Source organism: Ferrovibrio sp. (assembly GCF_019636075.1).
In the GTDB taxonomy this organism is placed as follows: domain Bacteria; phylum Pseudomonadota; class Alphaproteobacteria; order Ferrovibrionales; family Ferrovibrionaceae; genus Ferrovibrio.
The window spans coordinates 49576-65886 of record NZ_JAHBYG010000005.1 but is presented as its reverse complement, the minus strand read 5'-3'; the positions used below and the strand labels follow the sequence as shown (position 1 = coordinate 65886).

The following is a 16311-nucleotide window of genomic DNA, read 5'->3' as shown; positions in this document are numbered from 1 at the left end:
GGTCAGCGCCGCAGGCTATGCGCAAAATCCAGCACGCTCGCCGCCAGGGCGGCACTGTCCTCTGCCGATCGCATCAATGTGTTGGTCACCATTACGCGCAGGCCCAAAGCCTCGATATCTGGCTGCAAGGCGGCATCGGCGGTATCGATCACCAGGGCATCGGCCAAGCCTTGATATTTATGGGCCACGCCCAGGCTGGAAACAGTATGGCCTAATTCACGCATCATTTTGGCCGCCGGGCCTTTCACGGCCTGGCCGCCAATGATCGGGGAAACCGCCACGCGCGGTACGCGTTTGCCGGTCAGGCGCCTGCGCAAATCCGCGATGGCCAGGATCGGGTCGATGCTGAGATAAGGATTGGAGGGGCAGATTATGATCGCTTCGGCGCGATCCAGCGCAGCCATGGCCTCGGGCGTGGCGCGCGCTGTATCCGCGCCGGCGAAGATCACACCTTGCACGGCCACTTCACAGCGCCGGCGCACGAAATACTCCTGAAAATCCAGCAGGCCTTCGGCGCTTCGCACCTTGGTGTGCAGGGCATCGTCAGTCATCGGCAGCAGGGCGGCAGAAATCCCGAAGCTTGCGGCAATCCGCTGCGTTACCTCGGTGAGGCGCATGCCTTGCCGCAGCAGGCGGGTGCGCAGCACATGCAGGGCCAGATCGCGGTCGCCCAGCTTGAACCAATCCTCGCCGCCAAGCGCGGCCATCTGATCCATGAAATTCCAGCTTTCGCCGGCCTGGCCCCAGCCGGTTTCCGGATTGGCGCGGCCGGCCAATGTGTAGGTCACGGTATCGATATCCGGGCAGATGCGCAGGTCGAAATGATCGAAATCATCGCCGGTATTCACGATCACCGATACTTCGCCGCCCAGCAGATGCGCCAATCCGCGCGCCAGTTTGGCGCCGCCCACGCCGCCGGCAAGGGCGGCAATCATGCTGCGGGTTCCATCATGTCAGCGAAACATGTCATGGCTGGCGTCGCGCAGCAATTCGCGCAGGCTGCTTTGCCGGAAAGCCAGCGGAAAGCCGCGCACATGCACCACCGGCAGGCCTTCCGCGCCCTGTCCCATGACCAGCGATGCGGCGGCAGCCAGTTCGTCGGCAATCGCCACTTCGGTATGGCGCAGCAGGCGGCCATTGCGGTCGGGCAGGCCGCGCATGTCCCACAAGCCGGGCGGGCCGGATAATCCAATGGCAGTACCGATGGTGCCATTGCGCCAGGCGCGGCCGAAACTGTCGTTGATCACGATGCCGATATCGCAGCCCAATTTTTCGCGCAAGGTGGCACGCAGGCGCGTAGCACTGGCATCGGCATCCTCGGGCAGCAGCAGCACGCTTTCATCTTCCGCTGCATCATCCACGTTGGAGGCATCGATGCCGGCATTGGCCATCACCAGGCCGCTTTTATGCTCCACCACGATCACGCCGAAGTGGCAACGCAGCACGGCGCTGGATTCCTGCAGGATCAATTCAACAACCCTGGGGTCTTTCTTGGTTTCTTCCGCCATCTGGATGGCGCGCGGTCCAGGCGTCACATCGCGCAGCCAGACTTGCCGGCCTTCGGATTTGGATACGATCTTCTGCGCCAGCACAAGAATATCGCCATCTTCGGCCGCGATAGTTTCGCGTGCCATGGCAGCGATGATCAGGGCGGGCAGGTCGTCGCCGCGCTTGATGCTGGGCAGGCCGGCCAGCGCGGTAAGCAGCATGCGACGCGACATGCAAAGCCTCGAAGATCCAGGGCCTAGCCGCCTTCCAGATGCGGAAAGAAATCCACCGATGCGCCGTCGTGCAGCCGGGTGGAAAGCGGCACGGCCTCGTTATCGATCGACGCGACCCATATGTCGTGTTGTGCACGCAACCGCTGGATCACCTGGCCGATATCCGTGTTGTCGGGCAGCGCTAGCTGCATCGACGACACGCCATCCGGCAGAAACCGCCGCAGATTGCCGTGCATGTTCACTTCGATATGGATCATTCCCGTGCGCTGCGCAACTCCTTGACGATCTTTTCTGCCGTCATCGGCAGGCTATGCATCCGGGCCCCGGTTGCCGCGGCGATGGCATTGGCAAGCGCGGCGGGCGGGTGGATGCAGGGCGGTTCGCCCACGCCCTTGGCGCCGAACGGCCCCGCCGCCGAGGCGGATTGCACCAGAATACACTCGATCTCCGGCACATCCATGGCCGTTGGCATCTTGTAGTCGGTCAGATTGGCGTTCATCACGCGGCCATTCTGATAGACGATTTCCTCCGATAAGGCCTGGCCGATACCCTGGGATACGCCGCCTTCGATCTGCCCCTCAATATAGGTGGGGTTGATGGCGAAGCCAACATCCTGGGCTACCACGTAGCGGTTGATACTGACCGCCCCTGTCTCACTATCTACAGAAAGGTCCGCCGCCTGGGCATGAAAACTGGGGGTGTTCCAGGCCGGCAGCATATGGTTCTCCACCCGGCCGGGATCAAAGGCGGGGCCGGGCGAATTGGCCGTGCCATGCGCGATCAGGCCGCCCCCGCTTAGCCGCGAAAGGCGGGCCAGCTCGGCAATGGCAATCGTTTTATTGCCGGCGATCACCTGCTTGTCGCGCAGTTCCATGCCGTCGGTGGTGATATTCCATTGCTTGGCGGCCAGCTCGAAAAGCTGCTGGCGCAGGTCGGCTGCGGCGGCCAGGCAGGCATTGCCCACCGAAAAGGCAGTGCGGCTGCCCTGGGCGCCATAATCGTAGGGCGAGGTCTGGGTATCCACGCCGGCCACCTTGATGTCGTCTAAATCCAGCGACAGGGCTTCGGCCAGCACTTGGCTGGCCCCGGTCAACGCCGCCGTGCCGATTTCCACCGCGCCGCTTACCAGTGTGGCGGTGCCATCGGGATCGATTTTCACATATACGCCCGACGAGCCGCCGGTGGTCATCCACCAGGAACAGGCAATGCCTTTGCCGCGTCCGGGCGCGGGCTTGCGGTCATGCCAGCCGATGGCGGCGGCGGCCTTGCGCAGGCATTCCTCAACGCTCACCGATTTCAGCTCTTCGCCGCTGGGGCCTTTGTCGCCCTCATGCACGATATTGCGCAGCCGCAATTCCAGCGGGTCGATCCCCAGATCCTCGGCGATGATATCCATCTGGGATTCGACAGCGAAATTCGCCATCGGCCCTGCCGGCGCGCGGAAGGAACCGGCTGGCACCTTGTTGGTGTAGACGGCGATGCCTTCCAGCGCCAGGGTGCCATTACGGTAGGGGCCGGCCAGAACCTGCAGTGAAACCGATGCCATCGCCGGGCCGGAGCCGGCAAAGGCACCGCAATCCACGATGATGCGACCCTGCCGCCCCAGCAATTTTCCATCGCGGTCGACGGCGGTTTTCAGATGCACCACGGCCGATTGGCGCGGCGTGGCGGCGATGAGCTCTTCCTCGCTGGTGGAAAGCACCCGCACCGGCCGCGCGGTGTTGCGTGCCAGCAGCGCGGCATAATGTTCCACGCCGATACGCAGTTTGCCGCCGAATCCGCCGCCAATCCCCGGTACGATCACGCGCACGCGGCTCACCGGCAGGTCCAAGATTTCCGACAGGGTAGTCTGGGTGTCGAAGGGCAATTGCGTGTTGGTCCACACCGTTACATTGCCATTGGCATCCCAGTCGGCCACGGAAGCGCGTGGCTCGGTATAGCCGGGATGCTGAAGGGCGGTTTTGAAGCGGTGCTCGTAAACGCGATAGGCGTTGGCAAAAGCGGCATCCGCATCGCCGGTAATCATTCTGGTGCGGGCGGTCATGTTCCCGTCACGCACCAGAATCGGCAGCACTTTAAAATCCTGCCAGTCAGGATGCACCAGAATGGCATTGGTGAGGGCTTCCTCGGGATCGTAGACTGCCGGCAGGTCTTCCAATTCCACATCTATAGCCGCCAAGGCCTGTTCGGCGATTTCCAGCGTTGTGGCGGCAACGGCGGCAATGGCATGGCCATAAAAAAGCACGCGATCCAGCGCGAAAACCGGCGCGTCGCGCACGGCTTGGCCATAGCGAACGGCGGGAATATCGGCTGCAGTGATCACTGTGCGCACGCCGGGCATGGCCTTCGCGCGGCTGGTATCTATCTTCACGATGCGGGCATGCGGCTTGTTGCTGCGCAATACGCGGCCATACAGCATGCCGGGCAGCGTGAAATCGGCGGCATAAACATGCTTGCCGATCACCTTGCCTATGCCATCCATGCGCGGCAGGCGCTTGCCGGCCACGCGGCCGGTTGCGCGGAATGCTTCGGCATTCATGCTGCGGGCTCCTTGTGCTGCTTGGCCAGCCGGCGCTCGGCGGAAACGCTTATGGCGTCCACGATCTTGCCATAGCCGGTGCAGCGGCACAGCGTGCCGGCAACCGCCTCGCGGATTTCCTGCCGCGAGGGCACATGGCCGGGATTTTCATCCAAAAAGGATTTGGCAGTCAGGATCATGCCGGGAATGCAATAGCCGCATTGCACGGCCCCGCATTCGATGAAGGCTTGTTGCAGCGGGTCGAGATTCTCCGGCGTGCCCAGGCCTTCGATGGTGGTGATCTGATGCCCTTCGGCCTGGCCGGCCAGCAGCAGGCACGAATTCACCGCTCGGCCATCCAGCAGCACGGTGCAAACGCCGCATTCGGCTTCCAGGCAATTTTCCTTGGTGCCCATCATGCCGATCTGGTTGCGCAGCACGTGCAGCAAGGTCCAATGCGGCTCGGCCAGCAATTGATGGGTTTCGCCGTTGATGGTCAGTTCCAGCAATCTGCGGCTCATGGTCATGCTCCCGCTATGCGCTGTCGGCAGGTTTCCAGCGCGCGCTGCACCAGCACGGAAACCAGATGGTGGCGATGTTCGGCGGAGGCGCGCACATCGCTGATCGGCGCAGCCTGTTCGGCGGCAAGCTGTCCGGCGAGGCGGAAGCTGGCAGTATCCGCAGGAAGGCCGGCCAAGGCAGCTTCCGCTGCCGCGGCGCGATAGGCTTTGGGCGCAACCGCGCCAACGGCGATACGGGCGGCGAGGCAGGTTTTGCCACTGGCATCCAGGGTCAGGCTTGCGGCCACGCAAACCACCGAAATTTCCATCGCCTTGCGCCGGCCTTCTTTCAGAAAAGCCGTGGCGCTATGGGCCGGCAGTGGCTTGAACCGCACGGCTGCTAGGATTTCGCCGGCTTGCAGGCCGGTCTTGCCAGGGCCGAGAATGAAATCGCGCAGGCTTTCGCTGCGGCGGCCGGCTGCGCCCTGGATATCCAGTTCGGCATCCAGCGCCAGCAGGGCAGGCACGAAATCTGCGGCAGGCGAAGCATTGATGATGTTGCCGCCGATGCTGGCGATATTGCGCACTTGCACGCCGCCAACCACGCTGGCGGCCTCCGGCAGCAACTTCAGCGCATCCTGAAAGGCCGGGTGGCGTTCGATGTTGCGATAACGGGTGAGGGCGCCAAGGCTGAAACCATCGGCGGTCTGCACGATGTCGTGCCGCAGATCGGCAAGGTGGCTGATATCGATAACATGCTGTGGTGTGGCGCGGCCGCGATTGATCTGCACCACCAGATCTGTGCCGCCGGCAATATAGCGGGCGGCGGGGCCGAGGCGGGCGGCCAGCCCGATCGCCTCGGCCATGGTGTTGGGGCGATGGAGGTCGAAGCTCATGCGGCCTTGGCCTCGGCTTTCTGCACCGCCGGCCAAACCTCGGAGCCGAATCGCACGATGGTATCTTCTATCGTGGTGCCTTCGGCGGCAAACGGCATCACGATCACCTGATCCACGCCAGCTTTGCGCAACTCAAGCACACGCGCCGCCACTTCATCAACCGTGCCCGCCAGCATGAATGAATTGATGTGGCGGTCGGTGACATGTTGCATCAGCGGCAGATAGGGCGCAAAGCCATCGGCATAATGTGCGCCGGCCACCGAGGCCACCAGATCGGCGGGCAAGGTGAGGCCCTGTTGCTCGGCGGTGCGGAATTTCAGCCGTGCAGCACCCAGCAGGCGGGCGCAGAACGGCCGCAGCGCATCGCGCGCCACCTGGCCGTTATCGGCGATGCAGGTATTCAGGCGGGCGATCAACCGCACAGATTTCGGGTCGCGCCCGGCGGATTTGGCGCCTTCATCCAGAACCGCACGGAAAGCCTTCACCTCTTCGGGGTTACCGCAGGCTTCCATCAAGGCGCCATCGGCTACGGCGCCGGCCATCTTCTGGCCCAGCGGGCCGTTGCTGGCCACGTAGACGGGAATTTCCGAACGCACCGGCTTGAAGCTCAGCTTGCCCTCGATGAACTGGATCACCTCGCCGTTATAGGTCACCTTTTCGCCGCGCAGCAGGATGCGGATCAGTTCGATGGCTTCGCGGATCGCCTTGGCCGGTTTCTTGCGTTCGATGGCCAGTTCGGTGAAGCCGGAAATGCCGGCGCCGAACCCGAGCACGGCGCGCTGGTTGGAAAGTTCGTCCAAGGTGGCAATCGCCATGGCGGTGAGCGCAGGATGGCGGGCATAGGGATCGGTCACGCAGGGGCCCAGCTTGATACGCTTGGTATGCTGCGCGAAATAAGTCAGCGAGGAATAGACCTCACGGTAAAAGCGCTCATCCGCCAGCCAGGCGATGTCGTAGCCGTTATCCTCGGCCAATTTCACGCGCTTCAGCATCTGTTCCACCGGGGCGTTGCCCAGAATCAGCAGATCAATCGTCATGGTCGCTTCCCTGTCGCTGGTTTTTCGGAGTTTCAGATGCCGCCTTCGATCTCGTCGGCGGCGAAGTAGATATTCTTCGCACGGTCGAGATAGCGTCCGTATAGTTCTTCCCGCAAGGCGATGCCGGCTTCGGAAACCAGATCCTTGTCGTGCTGTTCCAGGCTTTTCACTTCGATGCGCTCGAGATATTGCCAGCCGGAATTCTCCGCTCCCTGGATGGGGGCGCGGATGCGGTGCACCTTGTAGCTGATGTAATTCGGCATGGTGCGCACCATGGCGTAATCGCGCTCTATCACCCAGGCTTCGTATTCCGCCGGATCGACGCCGGCTTTCAGGGTGCTGATCAGAAAACGAACCGGCATGGGAACTCTCCTTGCTGTTAAGCCTGTTGCAGCTGCTTTGCGCGAATATCGCCCACCACTTTCACCCGCACGCGCATGGCATTGCCGGGCAGATAGGCGATGGGAGTATCTTCGGCTTCAACCATGATCAGTGAATCGCTATCGGCGCCGGCATCAATGGCGCGGCTATCGGCTTGCTGGCGGGCTGCGGCAATCGCTTCGGCGCGGGTCATGCCCTGGAATACCTGATCCACTTCGCCGCTCACCTGGGCGATGGCGGCGCCCACAGCATTGGCGCAGCCGCCATGCTCCACGCGAACCACGCGGGCCACGCCCTGCAATTTATCGGGCACCAGGAAGGCGCCGCCGCCGACCGCGATCAAGGTAACGTCGCCGGCATCGGTTTTCATGCGGTCCACGTTCTCTTCGATCATCGCCTTGGCGCAGGCCAGAATGGCATCCACCTCGGCGGCCTTGAGATGTGCCACGCGTTTACGGTCGCCAAGTTCCAGCAAGCCGGCGGCGACGGCGATATCCGAGGCGGTCAGAGTTTTGCCACCGAAGATCAAGGCTTCCTGCGGCAGCCGGTAACCCACGCTTTGCGGGCCTATGCTGTTGGCCTGCAAGTCGATCAGGCTGCCGCCGCCCAGGCCGATGGAGATCAGGTCTGGCATGCGAAACAAGGTGCGCACGCCGCCCACATGCACCACGGCATTGGCTTCGCGCGGAAAACCCAGGCGCAGATGGCCGAAATCGGCAGTGGTGCCGCCCACATCCACCACGATGGCTTCCTTCAGCCCCGACAGATAGGCGGCGCCGCGCATGGAATTCGTGGGGCCGGAGGCAAAGCTGAAAACCGGGAAAGCAGCGGCACGCGAGGCCTCGGCCACGGTACCGTCGTTCTGTGTCACATAGAGTGGCGCTGCGATGCCCAGTTTACTCTTGGCGCGCTCGAAGGCATGGATGGTTTCTTCCGCCAGCGCAATCAGCGAGGCATTCAGGATGGCGGCATTTTCGCGTTCCAGCAGGCCCATGCCGCCAAGCATATGCGAGCAGGTGACACTCAGCCCGGGAACCTCCTGACGCAGGATATCGGCAGCGGTGTCTTCGTGCGATGTATCCAACGGAGAGAACATCGCCGTCACCACGGCGTATTTCAGGCCGCGCGTGCGAATCTCCTTGGCGGCCTGGCGCAGGGCATGCACATCCAGCGGCATGAAGCTGCGGCCATCGTAATCATGCCCGCCTTCCACCATCCAGATGCCGCCATTGGCCAGCGCTTCCAACTCTGCGGGCCAGCCGGAAAATGGTGGCAGGCTGGCAGTGGCCGGCAGGCCGATGCGGATGCTCGCCACCTTGGTAAGATGCTTGCGTTGCACCACGGCATTGATGAAATGCGTGGTGCCGATCATCAGGGCATCGATACCGGATTTCAGGTTGGTCTGGCTGCCCAGGGCTTCGATTGCGCCGATGATACCGCTGGTAACATCGGCGGTGGTGGCGGATTTAACGCCGGCCTTCACCTTGCCATCATCCACCAGAACGGCATCCGTATTGGTGCCGCCAACGTCTATGCCGATTCGCTTCATGACTGGAATACCGATTTGAAGTCGATGTCGTAACCAAAGGCGCGCGGACCCACATGCTCCAATCCGCGCGGCGAGAGAAACACCTCCGATGCCGGCAGCGCGATCACGGTGATGCGCTGGCCATAGCGGATGGTTTCGGTGCCGATCGCCTCGCCGGATTCGCTATCCAACACGCAGATCAGATCCGGTGTGGAGGCGATGGGTTGGCCGTCGCGCCACACAACGGTCCATTCATTCTGGAAATCGATCACGATCTTTTCGCCGCGATCTTCGCCGAGGCCTTCAAAACCGGCGCGGCCACGCAGAAAGCCTTCCGTGGTGCGGCGTTCCACTTCCACCACCTTGCCGGAGAAGAGCCGTTTGCCGGATTCGGCTTTCAGAATCGCTTCGATGGGATCGGCATGCCGGCGATTGGCTTCGGCCACGGCATGGCCCAGCGCGATGGCCTTCGATGTGGTGCGCGGAATGCCCCAGCGACGCACCTCGGCGCCAGTGCGGGGGGCCTTGCAGGTGGAGGCGATGGAGCCGAATTCTGTGCAGACCTTGCGGCTGACGCGTTCCATCCATTTCCAGGTCGGCGTGCGACCCACGATCACTTCGCTGCCGCGCGGATCCACCGAGGTGAGCGGCCAGGGCTTCAGATCGCCCACGGCAAAGCTGGTCATCTGGGCTTCCGGATAGGCGCGGCCCATGGCATCGGCATCCACCACCGGAATCCCCAGATGCGCCGAGGCGATCAGCGGCTGCATGCCGTTGCCGCCACCGATTTCCACCGCCATCACGGCCTTGAACTTGCGGCCGACGTAATCTTCCATAACGGAAACCGCGCGTGCGATCTGCTTGCTGTCGAGCAGGCGCTCAAGGATCACCAGCGGCGCGCCCATCACGGAGACCACGGCTACCGCGTCGTCATCAGCCAGGTCGTCGATATCAATCAGGTTGACGCGATGGCCTTCGGCATACAGCCGGCGCAGGGTAAGCAAGGCGTGGTAGGTGCTGCCGCCGCCGCCGGTACCAAGAATCCAGGCGCCTACTGCAAGCGCCTCGATGTCGTCGAGAGTCAACTGTTGCATCAAAAATCCTCTGGCAAAACAACTGCGCTGCGGCGGTTCAGGCCGCAGCGGTCTCTGCATCGCCCACGGCATGGATCAGGTGGGCGAAGAATTTGTCGTTAAAGCCGCTGGCGATGCGGCGGGCGGAGGAAACCAGCAGCGAGGTGATGCGCTGCTTTTCCGCTTCGGAGATGGTGGAGGCGGGGAAGGACAGGCAGAAGCCGATGGTTTCGCCGGCTTCCGAATCGGAAACGCTTACCGCGATGGTGCCCACGCCCACGATGGCTTCATCGACCGCCTGGGCCCAGCCGTTGCGGCGCACATCCGCCAGCGCGGACAGCAATTCATCCATGGTTTGCGGGGCATTCGCCGAAGGCGGGGTGATGCCCTCGGGATAAAGCTCGCGCACCCTTTCATCCGACAGGCGGGCCAGCAGCGCGCGGCCGATGGCGGTGGCAAAAGCCGGGGCGCGCTGGCCCAGCGGCGTGAAAACCCGCAGCGGATGCGAGCCCTGATGGGCGCGGATCACCAGCACATCGCTGCCATCCAGAATCGAGATATAGCCGGTATGGCCGGTATCCTGCCCGATCGCTTTCAAGGCCTGGTCGCTCACCTCGATCAGCGAGGAATTGAGGCGGTAAAGCCGCGAAATCTCGAACAGAAGATTGCCCACCTTGTAGCGCGGAGAATTCTCCATCCGCGACAGCAGGCCTTCTTCCATCATGGCTTTCATCAATCTGGATGCCGAACTTTTAGGCATGCCTAAAATTCGAGAGGCATCCGTGACCGATACTTCGAGTCGGTTTGGCGCAAAAAGCCGCAAAATGGCTGTCGCATTAGCAAGCGTGCTCATTTTTTGCCTCAAAGTTCCATTATGCAAGACTAGAGTTGACAATAACGGGATTATTGCAATACTGCAAGCCGTGAGTTTGGAAACGCGGCTTGGCACTTAGTCGAACCGCGTGACTGATGAGGAGTGACCTGATCGCATTTCGCCCGACCGCCATAGCCATGCAATCGCTAAGGCGGACGCGCACAGAAGCCAACGCATCCATGTGTCCTACGCAGCCATCACCACTAAGGGGGTAAGAAATGAGCATGTATTCGGATCGACGGAGTTTTCTGAAGCTGACGGCTAGCGCCGCCGCCTTGTTCACACTCAGCGGCACGGGCTTTATGCCCAGCCTGGCCGGCGCGCAGGACAAGCGCACGCTCACCGTGGCCTGGGATACGGATATCGACACGCTCGATCCGGCCTCGTTCAAGACCGTGGGCGGCTATACCATTCAGGCCAACATCTACGACAGCCCACTGATGTGGAAGGTGCAGCCGGTTTCCGGCAAACCCGGCCTGCTGCAATCCAAACCCGCCGAATACGAAGGCGGCATCGCCGAAGCCTGGGCGTTTGAAAACAACGAAGCCACCGTGGTGCTGAAAATCCGCAAGGGCGTGAAATATCCCAGCGGTAGCCCGGTAAACGCTACGTCGGTGAAATATCTGTTCGATCGCGGCCTGCAATCGCCCGGCTATATGCGCATCCTGTTCCCGCGTTTCCTGCGCGTGACCAAGCCGGAACAATTCGAAGTGCGCGACGAATTCACGATCGCCATTAACATGGCCGGCCCCAGCCCGATGGCGCTGGATATCCTGTCGCTGATCAATAATGCGTTGATCGATCCCGAAGTAGTTAAGGCCAATGCCACGGCGGAAGATCCTTGGGCCACGGCCTGGATGAAGCGCAATGCCGCCGGCCTGGGCCCCTACAAGCTGGTGAAAAATGATCCCAGCGTGGAAGTGGTGCTCGAAGCGCAGGAAGGCCATTGGCGCGGCAAGCCGTTCTTCGATCGCGTGGTGTTCAAGTTCGTGCCGAACGAAGCGGATCGTATTCTGCTGCTGAAGCGCAACGCGGTCGATATCGTGGTGGGTCGCCCGGGCCTGTCGCCGCGCAATGTGAAAAGCCTTGAGAATGAAAAAGATCTCAAGATCGTTTCGGTGCCGGACACCACCTGCCATTGGCTCTGCATGAATACGCAGAAGCCGCCTTTCGACAATGTGAAGGTGCGGCAGGCGGTCAACTATGCCATTCCGATTCAGGCCATCATCCCGAACGTGCTGTTCGGCTATGGTGCCGAGATGAAGAGCCCGTTGCCCAGCCTGACCCCGGGCTACGACGCTGCCGTCTCGCCCTACAAGCACAACATCGAATTGGCCAAGAAGCTGATGGCCGAAGCCGGGATCACCAAGCCGGTGCCGGTGGATCTGGCCATTCGCGTCGGCTGGCTGCCTCACGAACAGGCCTCGATCTGGCTGCAGACCGAGCTGGACAAGATTGGCTTCAAGGTCAATATCGTGAAGGAAACCGACGCCACCTTCCGCCAGCTGGCTTCCAAGGGCGACCACGTGCTGTCCATCGAATCGTGGCAGTCGTGGGTCAACGACCCGATGTACCATCTGTTCTTCAACTTCCACAGCACCGCCAAGGGCACCAACACGGCCTTCTACAACAATCCGGCCGTGGATAAGCTGCTCGACGAAAACCTGCTTGAGCCGGATGCGGCAAAGCGCATGGCCGCCGTGAAGGAATTGCAGAAGATCATCATCGGCGATGCGGTTTGGGGCCATCTCTGGTACGACAACTGGACCCGTGTGATGCGCAAGGATCTGGTTGGCATCGAAAAGCGCTGGGATACCTTCGAGCGTTATTTCAACATGAAGCTCGGCTGATAAGGCCGTATCCTGACATGGGGGCAATGCGAAGGAGTTCCTGCTAGATGGCGTTTTTGAATTACATTCTGCGCAGGCTCGCTTTCGTGTTGCCCACCTTGTTCGGCGTCAGTCTCATCTGTTTCGTGCTTACCTACATGCTGCCGGGCAATCCCGCCCTGGTTAAGGCCGGCCCCTTCGCTACCAGCGAATATCTGCAGGAAATGGAAAAGCAGATGGGGCTGGATCGGCCGGTGCATGAACAATATTTCCGCTATATGTCTGGCCTGTTGCGCGGCGATCTGGGCGAAAGCGCTTCCACTGGCCGCCCGGTGACGCAGGATTTTCTGCAGCGTTTGCCGGCCACTCTGGAACTCACCTTCGCCAGCCTGTTGATTGCTGTGATCATCGGCATCCCGCTTGGCGTTCTGTCGGCTGTACATCGCGATACCATCATCGATCATGTCGGTCGTGTGGTGGGCATCACCGGCGTGGCGATGCCCAGCTTCTGGACCGGCCTGTTGGCCATCTATGTGTTTTTCTTCCTGCTGGATGTGGCGCCGGCACCGCTTGGCCGGCTGGGTTCCGGTATTGCGCCGCCCGAAACCATCACCGGGCTTTACGTGATCGATTCGCTGCTTACCGGCAATTGGCAGGCTTTGCGGTCCAGCCTGTATCAGCTGATGCTGCCGGCGGCCACGCTGGGCTTCAGCGTGATGGCGCCGGTAGCGCGCATGGTTCGTTCCACCATGCTGGAAATCCTGGAATCCGATTACATCAAGGCGGCCTGGGCGGCAGGCTTGCCGCGCCGCACGGTGATTTACGGCGATGCTTTGCGCAATGCGCTGATTCCGGTGGTCACCATCCTGGGCATCGTGTTCGGCTTTCTGATGGCGGGAAATGCCGTGATCGAAAGCGTGTTTGCCTGGCCGGGTATCGGCAATTATGCGGTCACCGCGCTGATGACCAAGGATTCCGGCCCGATCCAATCCTTCGTGCTATTCGTTGCCGTGATGTATGTCGTCGTCAATCTTCTGGTCGATATCGTCTACGGTCTGGTCGATCCTCGGATTCGGTTGCGCTGATGACTATTGCCGCCCCAGCCACACAGACCAAACCCGCTGGCCGCTCGCTGGTCTGGCGTCGCATTCGCCGCAACCCGTTATCTTTCGGCGCGCTCTGCGTGATCGTATTGATCATCCTGGCGGCGATTTTCGCGCCTATCGTTGCGCCCTACGATCCGGATATGCCCGATGCCATGGCGGCTTTCGAGTCGGTATCCTGGAAACACCCGATGGGAACCGACATGTATGGCCGCGATCAGTTGTCGCGTATCATCTTCGCCGCGCGGGTGGATTTATCGGTGGCCTTTGCCGCCACGGCGCTTGCCGTGGCCATCGGCGCCATATTCGGCGCCATGGTTGGATATGCCGGCGGCTGGATAGACAATGTGGCGATGCGCCTGGTGGATGCAGTGATGGCCTTTCCGGCTTTCGTGCTGGCGATGGGTATTACCGCGGCTTTGGGCAATTCCACCACCAATGTGGCGCTGGCGATATCCATTACCCAGGTTCCCGCCTATCTGCGCCTGATACGCGGCGAGATGTTGCGGGTCCGCGAAATGGAATATGCCGATGCCGCGCGTACCGTGGGCAATCCGCCTTGGCGGATCGTGTTCATTCATCTGCTGCCCAATTGCCTGCCGCCATTGATCGTGCAGGCCACGCTGGCCATGGGTTTTGCCTTGCTCACCATGGCGGCGCTTTCTTTCATCGGCCTGGGCATCAAGCCGCCGCAGGCCGAATGGGGCGTGATGACCGCCGAGGGCGCTGCGCAGATCGTTACCGGCGAATGGTGGCTGTTTCTGTTTCCGGGCCTGGCGATCATGATCACGGTGCTGGCCTTCAATCTGGTGGGTGATGGTTTGCGTGATTTTCTCGACCCGCGCATGCGGGGTATCCGATGACAAACCTGCTCGACGTAGCCGATCTCACGGTGCATTTTCAAAGCGATGCCGGCGCCATCGAAGCCGTGGACCATATCAATTTTTCCATCCGTCGCGGCGAAGTGGTGGGGTTGGTGGGCGAATCCGGCTCGGGAAAATCGGTCACGTCTTTTGCCATCCTGCGCCTGATTCGCCGCCCGGGCGAGATTAAATCCGGTTCTGTGCGCTTCGATGGCGTCGATCTCGCGACGCTTTCGGAAGAACAGATGCGTCGCATTCGTGGCGCGAAGATCGCCATGATTTCGCAAAGCCCGCGCACTGCGCTCAATCCGGTGATTCCGGTGGGCAAACAGATTTCGCGGCTATTCCGGCTGCATGAAGGGCTTTCGGCCCGCGTCGCTGAAAAGCGCATGCTGGATATGCTGGATCTGGTGCGCATCCCAGATCCCAGGCGGCGCGCCGGGCAATATGCCCACCAGCTTTCCGGCGGCATGTGCCAGCGCATCATGATCGCCATGGCTTTGGCCACATCGCCGCGCCTGTTGATTGCAGATGAACCCACCACCGGCCTGGATGTATCCATCGCCGCTCGCATTCTGGATCTGCTGCGCGAACTCGGTGCAAAAACCGGCGCAGCCATTATGCTGATCACCCATGATCTGGGTGTCGTGGCCGAGATTTGCGATCGCGTGGTGGTGATGCATGCCGGCCAGGTGGTGGAGGCTGCGCCGGTGCGCAGTATTTTCCATGCACCTGCGCATCCCTATACCCGCGCCCTGGTCGGGTCGATTCCGCGCGTTGACCGCGATGTGGCGATGACGCCGATTCCAGGTTCGGTGCCGTCGTTGCTGAATCCGCCGCCGGGTTGCCGTTATGTCAGCCGTTGCGATCATGCCACCGATCAATGCCGCGTGGCGCGCCCACCGCTGGAATCGCGCGGCCAGGATCACGATGTCGCTTGTTATTACGATATTGGCCGGCAGACCGGTGGAGTTGCGGCATGACAGCGCTGTTGCAAGTGCGCGATCTGCGCATGCATTTTCCGCTCGGTGGTATCGGCGCCTTGCTATCGCAGTTGCGCGGCGAACCCGAGCGCGTGGTGCGTGCGGTGGATTCCGTTTCCTTCGACGTGCGGCAAGGTGAAACCTTGGCGTTGGTCGGCGAATCCGGCTGCGGTAAATCCACCGTGGCGCGGTGTCTGTTGCGATTGCTTAATCCCTCGGGCGGCAGTATGCGCTTCGGGGATATCGAGATTGCCAAGCTCGATGCCAAGGCTGTGCAGCATCTGCGCCGCGATATCCAGATGGTGTTCCAGGATCCCACCGCCTCGCTCAATCCGCGGCTGCGGGTTTCCAGCATGGTGGAAGAGCCATTGATGCTGCATACCGATCTTGGCCCCGCCGAGCGCAAGCAACGCGCGCTGGAGGTTCTGGAAGAGGTGGGCCTGGGTGCCGATCTGGCCGAACGCTATCCGCATGAACTTTCCGGCGGCCAGCGCCAGCGCGCCAATATCGCCCGCGCGGTTGCCACCAATCCGCGTTTCGTGGTGTTGGACGAACCCACCTCGGCGCTGGATGTTTCGCTGCGCTCGCGTGCGATCTTGCTGCTCGAAGCGCTGCGCGAAAAGCATGGCATGTCGTATCTCTTCATCTCGCATGATCTTGCCACGGTGAAGTATCTGGCCAGCCGCGTGGCCGTTATGTATCTCGGCGTGATCGTGGAAACCGGTGCCACGCATGAGATTTTCGCCAAGCCGCTGCATCCCTATACCCGCGCCTTGATGGCTGCCGTTCCGGTGCCGGACCCCGATGCCAAGCGCGACAGTTTCGTCTTGTCTGGCGAAATTCCCAGCCCCATCGAGCGCCATACCGGCTGTCGCCTGCGCGGCCGTTGCCCGCTTGCCAAACCGATCTGTGCCGAACCGGTGCCGCTGCGCGAGGTGGCGCCCGGCCGCCAGGTCGCCTGTCACATGATTTGATCCACCCGCTCACAAACCGCAGAGGATATTC

Annotated in this window: 17 protein-coding genes; 6 read left to right on the top strand and 11 right to left on the bottom strand. The window is 61.6% G+C overall.

Annotated features, from left to right (window positions below; translation table 11 throughout):
* Positions 1-2: 2 nt before the first annotated feature.
* From cofD to KF827_RS03795, 11 genes are read right to left on the bottom strand one after another with little or no spacing between them, the layout of a single operon-like run.
* A complete protein-coding gene (cofD, locus tag KF827_RS03845; protein WP_291000403.1) occupies positions 3-935 on the bottom strand; it encodes a 2-phospho-L-lactate transferase in 933 nt (310 codons plus the stop codon).
* 18 nt (positions 936-953) lie between these two features.
* A complete protein-coding gene (cofE, locus tag KF827_RS03840) occupies positions 954-1721 on the bottom strand; it encodes a coenzyme F420-0:L-glutamate ligase (RefSeq protein ID WP_291000400.1) in 768 nt (255 codons plus the stop codon).
* A 23-nt stretch (positions 1722-1744) separates the two neighbouring features.
* On the bottom strand, positions 1745-1978 hold the full coding sequence (locus KF827_RS03835; protein ID WP_291000397.1) for a MoaD/ThiS family protein: 234 nt from the start codon (positions 1976-1978) through the stop codon (positions 1745-1747).
* On the bottom strand, positions 1975-4260 hold the full coding sequence (locus tag KF827_RS03830) for a xanthine dehydrogenase family protein molybdopterin-binding subunit (RefSeq protein WP_291000394.1): 2286 nt from the start codon (positions 4258-4260) through the stop codon (positions 1975-1977). Before KF827_RS03830 ends, KF827_RS03835 begins: the two co-directional genes overlap by 4 nt.
* Positions 4257-4760, bottom strand: coding sequence for a (2Fe-2S)-binding protein (locus KF827_RS03825; protein WP_291000391.1), 504 nt, complete (start codon positions 4758-4760; stop codon positions 4257-4259). Before KF827_RS03825 ends, KF827_RS03830 begins: the two co-directional genes overlap by 4 nt.
* 2 nt (positions 4761-4762) lie before the next feature.
* Positions 4763-5635, bottom strand: coding sequence for a xanthine dehydrogenase family protein subunit M (locus tag KF827_RS03820; RefSeq protein ID WP_291000388.1), 873 nt, complete (start codon positions 5633-5635; stop codon positions 4763-4765).
* Positions 5632-6672: an LLM class flavin-dependent oxidoreductase gene (locus tag KF827_RS03815; RefSeq protein WP_291000385.1), complete on the bottom strand. Its 1041-nt coding sequence runs from the start codon at positions 6670-6672 to the stop codon at positions 5632-5634. The genes KF827_RS03820 and KF827_RS03815 overlap by 4 nt, the downstream gene beginning before the upstream one ends.
* 32 nt (positions 6673-6704) lie before the next feature.
* Positions 6705-7034, bottom strand: coding sequence for a hypothetical protein (locus KF827_RS03810; RefSeq protein ID WP_291000381.1), 330 nt, complete (start codon positions 7032-7034; stop codon positions 6705-6707).
* Positions 7035-7051: 17 nt separating this feature from the next.
* Positions 7052-8602 carry a hydantoinase/oxoprolinase family protein gene (locus KF827_RS03805; RefSeq protein WP_291000378.1) on the bottom strand — a complete coding sequence of 517 codons (1551 nt, stop codon included), beginning with the start codon at positions 8600-8602 and terminating at the stop codon, positions 7052-7054.
* On the bottom strand, positions 8599-9675 hold the full coding sequence (locus KF827_RS03800; RefSeq protein ID WP_291000371.1) for a DUF917 domain-containing protein: 1077 nt from the start codon (positions 9673-9675) through the stop codon (positions 8599-8601). Before KF827_RS03800 ends, KF827_RS03805 begins: the two co-directional genes overlap by 4 nt.
* A 37-nt stretch (positions 9676-9712) precedes the next feature.
* A complete protein-coding gene (locus KF827_RS03795) occupies positions 9713-10477 on the bottom strand; it encodes an IclR family transcriptional regulator (RefSeq protein WP_367273117.1) in 765 nt (254 codons plus the stop codon).
* Here KF827_RS03795 and KF827_RS03790 point away from each other — a divergent pair.
* The 6 genes from KF827_RS03790 to KF827_RS03765 all read left to right on the top strand — a co-directional run bounded on the left by KF827_RS03790 (position 10377) and on the right by KF827_RS03765 (position 16280).
* Positions 10377-10607, top strand: coding sequence for a hypothetical protein (locus KF827_RS03790; protein ID WP_291000359.1), 231 nt, complete (start codon positions 10377-10379; stop codon positions 10605-10607). The two genes, KF827_RS03795 and KF827_RS03790, sit on opposite strands and share 101 nt — an antisense overlap.
* Before the next feature lie 139 nt (positions 10608-10746).
* Positions 10747-12378 carry an ABC transporter substrate-binding protein gene (locus KF827_RS03785; RefSeq protein ID WP_291000356.1) on the top strand — a complete coding sequence of 544 codons (1632 nt, stop codon included), beginning with the start codon at positions 10747-10749 and terminating at the stop codon, positions 12376-12378.
* A 47-nt stretch (positions 12379-12425) separates the two neighbouring features.
* Positions 12426-13442 carry an ABC transporter permease gene (locus tag KF827_RS03780; RefSeq protein WP_291000353.1) on the top strand — a complete coding sequence of 339 codons (1017 nt, stop codon included), beginning with the start codon at positions 12426-12428 and terminating at the stop codon, positions 13440-13442.
* On the top strand, positions 13442-14323 hold the full coding sequence (locus KF827_RS03775; protein ID WP_291000350.1) for an ABC transporter permease: 882 nt from the start codon (positions 13442-13444) through the stop codon (positions 14321-14323). Before KF827_RS03780 ends, KF827_RS03775 begins: the two co-directional genes overlap by 1 nt.
* Entirely contained in the window at positions 14320-15306 is a 987-nt protein-coding gene (locus tag KF827_RS03770; RefSeq protein ID WP_291000345.1) for an ABC transporter ATP-binding protein, read from the top strand. The genes KF827_RS03775 and KF827_RS03770 overlap by 4 nt, the downstream gene beginning before the upstream one ends.
* Positions 15303-16280, top strand: a complete 978-nt coding sequence (locus tag KF827_RS03765) for an ABC transporter ATP-binding protein (protein ID WP_291000327.1) — start codon at positions 15303-15305, stop codon at positions 16278-16280. Before KF827_RS03770 ends, KF827_RS03765 begins: the two co-directional genes overlap by 4 nt.
* Positions 16281-16311 lie beyond the last annotated feature (31 nt).

Bases quoted from the DNA above. Each gene is read 5' to 3' on its own strand.
- cofD (WP_291000403.1), bottom strand. From the start codon at position 935: ATGATTGCCGCCCTTGCCGGCGGCGTGGGCGGCGCCAAACTGGCGCGC.
- cofE (WP_291000400.1), bottom strand. From the start codon at position 1,721: ATGTCGCGTCGCATGCTGCTTACCGCGCTGGCCGGCCTGCCCAGCATC.
- KF827_RS03835 (WP_291000397.1), bottom strand. From the start codon at position 1,978: ATGATCCATATCGAAGTGAACATGCACGGCAATCTGCGGCGGTTTCTG.
- KF827_RS03830 (WP_291000394.1), bottom strand. From the start codon at position 4,260: ATGAATGCCGAAGCATTCCGCGCAACCGGCCGCGTGGCCGGCAAGCGC.
- KF827_RS03825 (WP_291000391.1), bottom strand. From the start codon at position 4,760: ATGAGCCGCAGATTGCTGGAACTGACCATCAACGGCGAAACCCATCAA.
- KF827_RS03820 (WP_291000388.1), bottom strand. From the start codon at position 5,635: ATGAGCTTCGACCTCCATCGCCCCAACACCATGGCCGAGGCGATCGGG.
- KF827_RS03815 (WP_291000385.1), bottom strand. From the start codon at position 6,672: ATGACGATTGATCTGCTGATTCTGGGCAACGCCCCGGTGGAACAGATG.
- KF827_RS03810 (WP_291000381.1), bottom strand. From the start codon at position 7,034: ATGCCGGTTCGTTTTCTGATCAGCACCCTGAAAGCCGGCGTCGATCCG.
- KF827_RS03805 (WP_291000378.1), bottom strand. From the start codon at position 8,602: ATGAAGCGAATCGGCATAGACGTTGGCGGCACCAATACGGATGCCGTT.
- KF827_RS03800 (WP_291000371.1), bottom strand. From the start codon at position 9,675: ATGCAACAGTTGACTCTCGACGACATCGAGGCGCTTGCAGTAGGCGCC.
- KF827_RS03790 (WP_291000359.1), top strand. From the start codon at position 10,377: ATGGCTTTCATCAATCTGGATGCCGAACTTTTAGGCATGCCTAAAATT.
- KF827_RS03785 (WP_291000356.1), top strand. From the start codon at position 10,747: ATGAGCATGTATTCGGATCGACGGAGTTTTCTGAAGCTGACGGCTAGC.
- KF827_RS03780 (WP_291000353.1), top strand. From the start codon at position 12,426: ATGGCGTTTTTGAATTACATTCTGCGCAGGCTCGCTTTCGTGTTGCCC.
- KF827_RS03775 (WP_291000350.1), top strand. From the start codon at position 13,442: ATGACTATTGCCGCCCCAGCCACACAGACCAAACCCGCTGGCCGCTCG.
- KF827_RS03770 (WP_291000345.1), top strand. From the start codon at position 14,320: ATGACAAACCTGCTCGACGTAGCCGATCTCACGGTGCATTTTCAAAGC.
- KF827_RS03765 (WP_291000327.1), top strand. From the start codon at position 15,303: ATGACAGCGCTGTTGCAAGTGCGCGATCTGCGCATGCATTTTCCGCTC.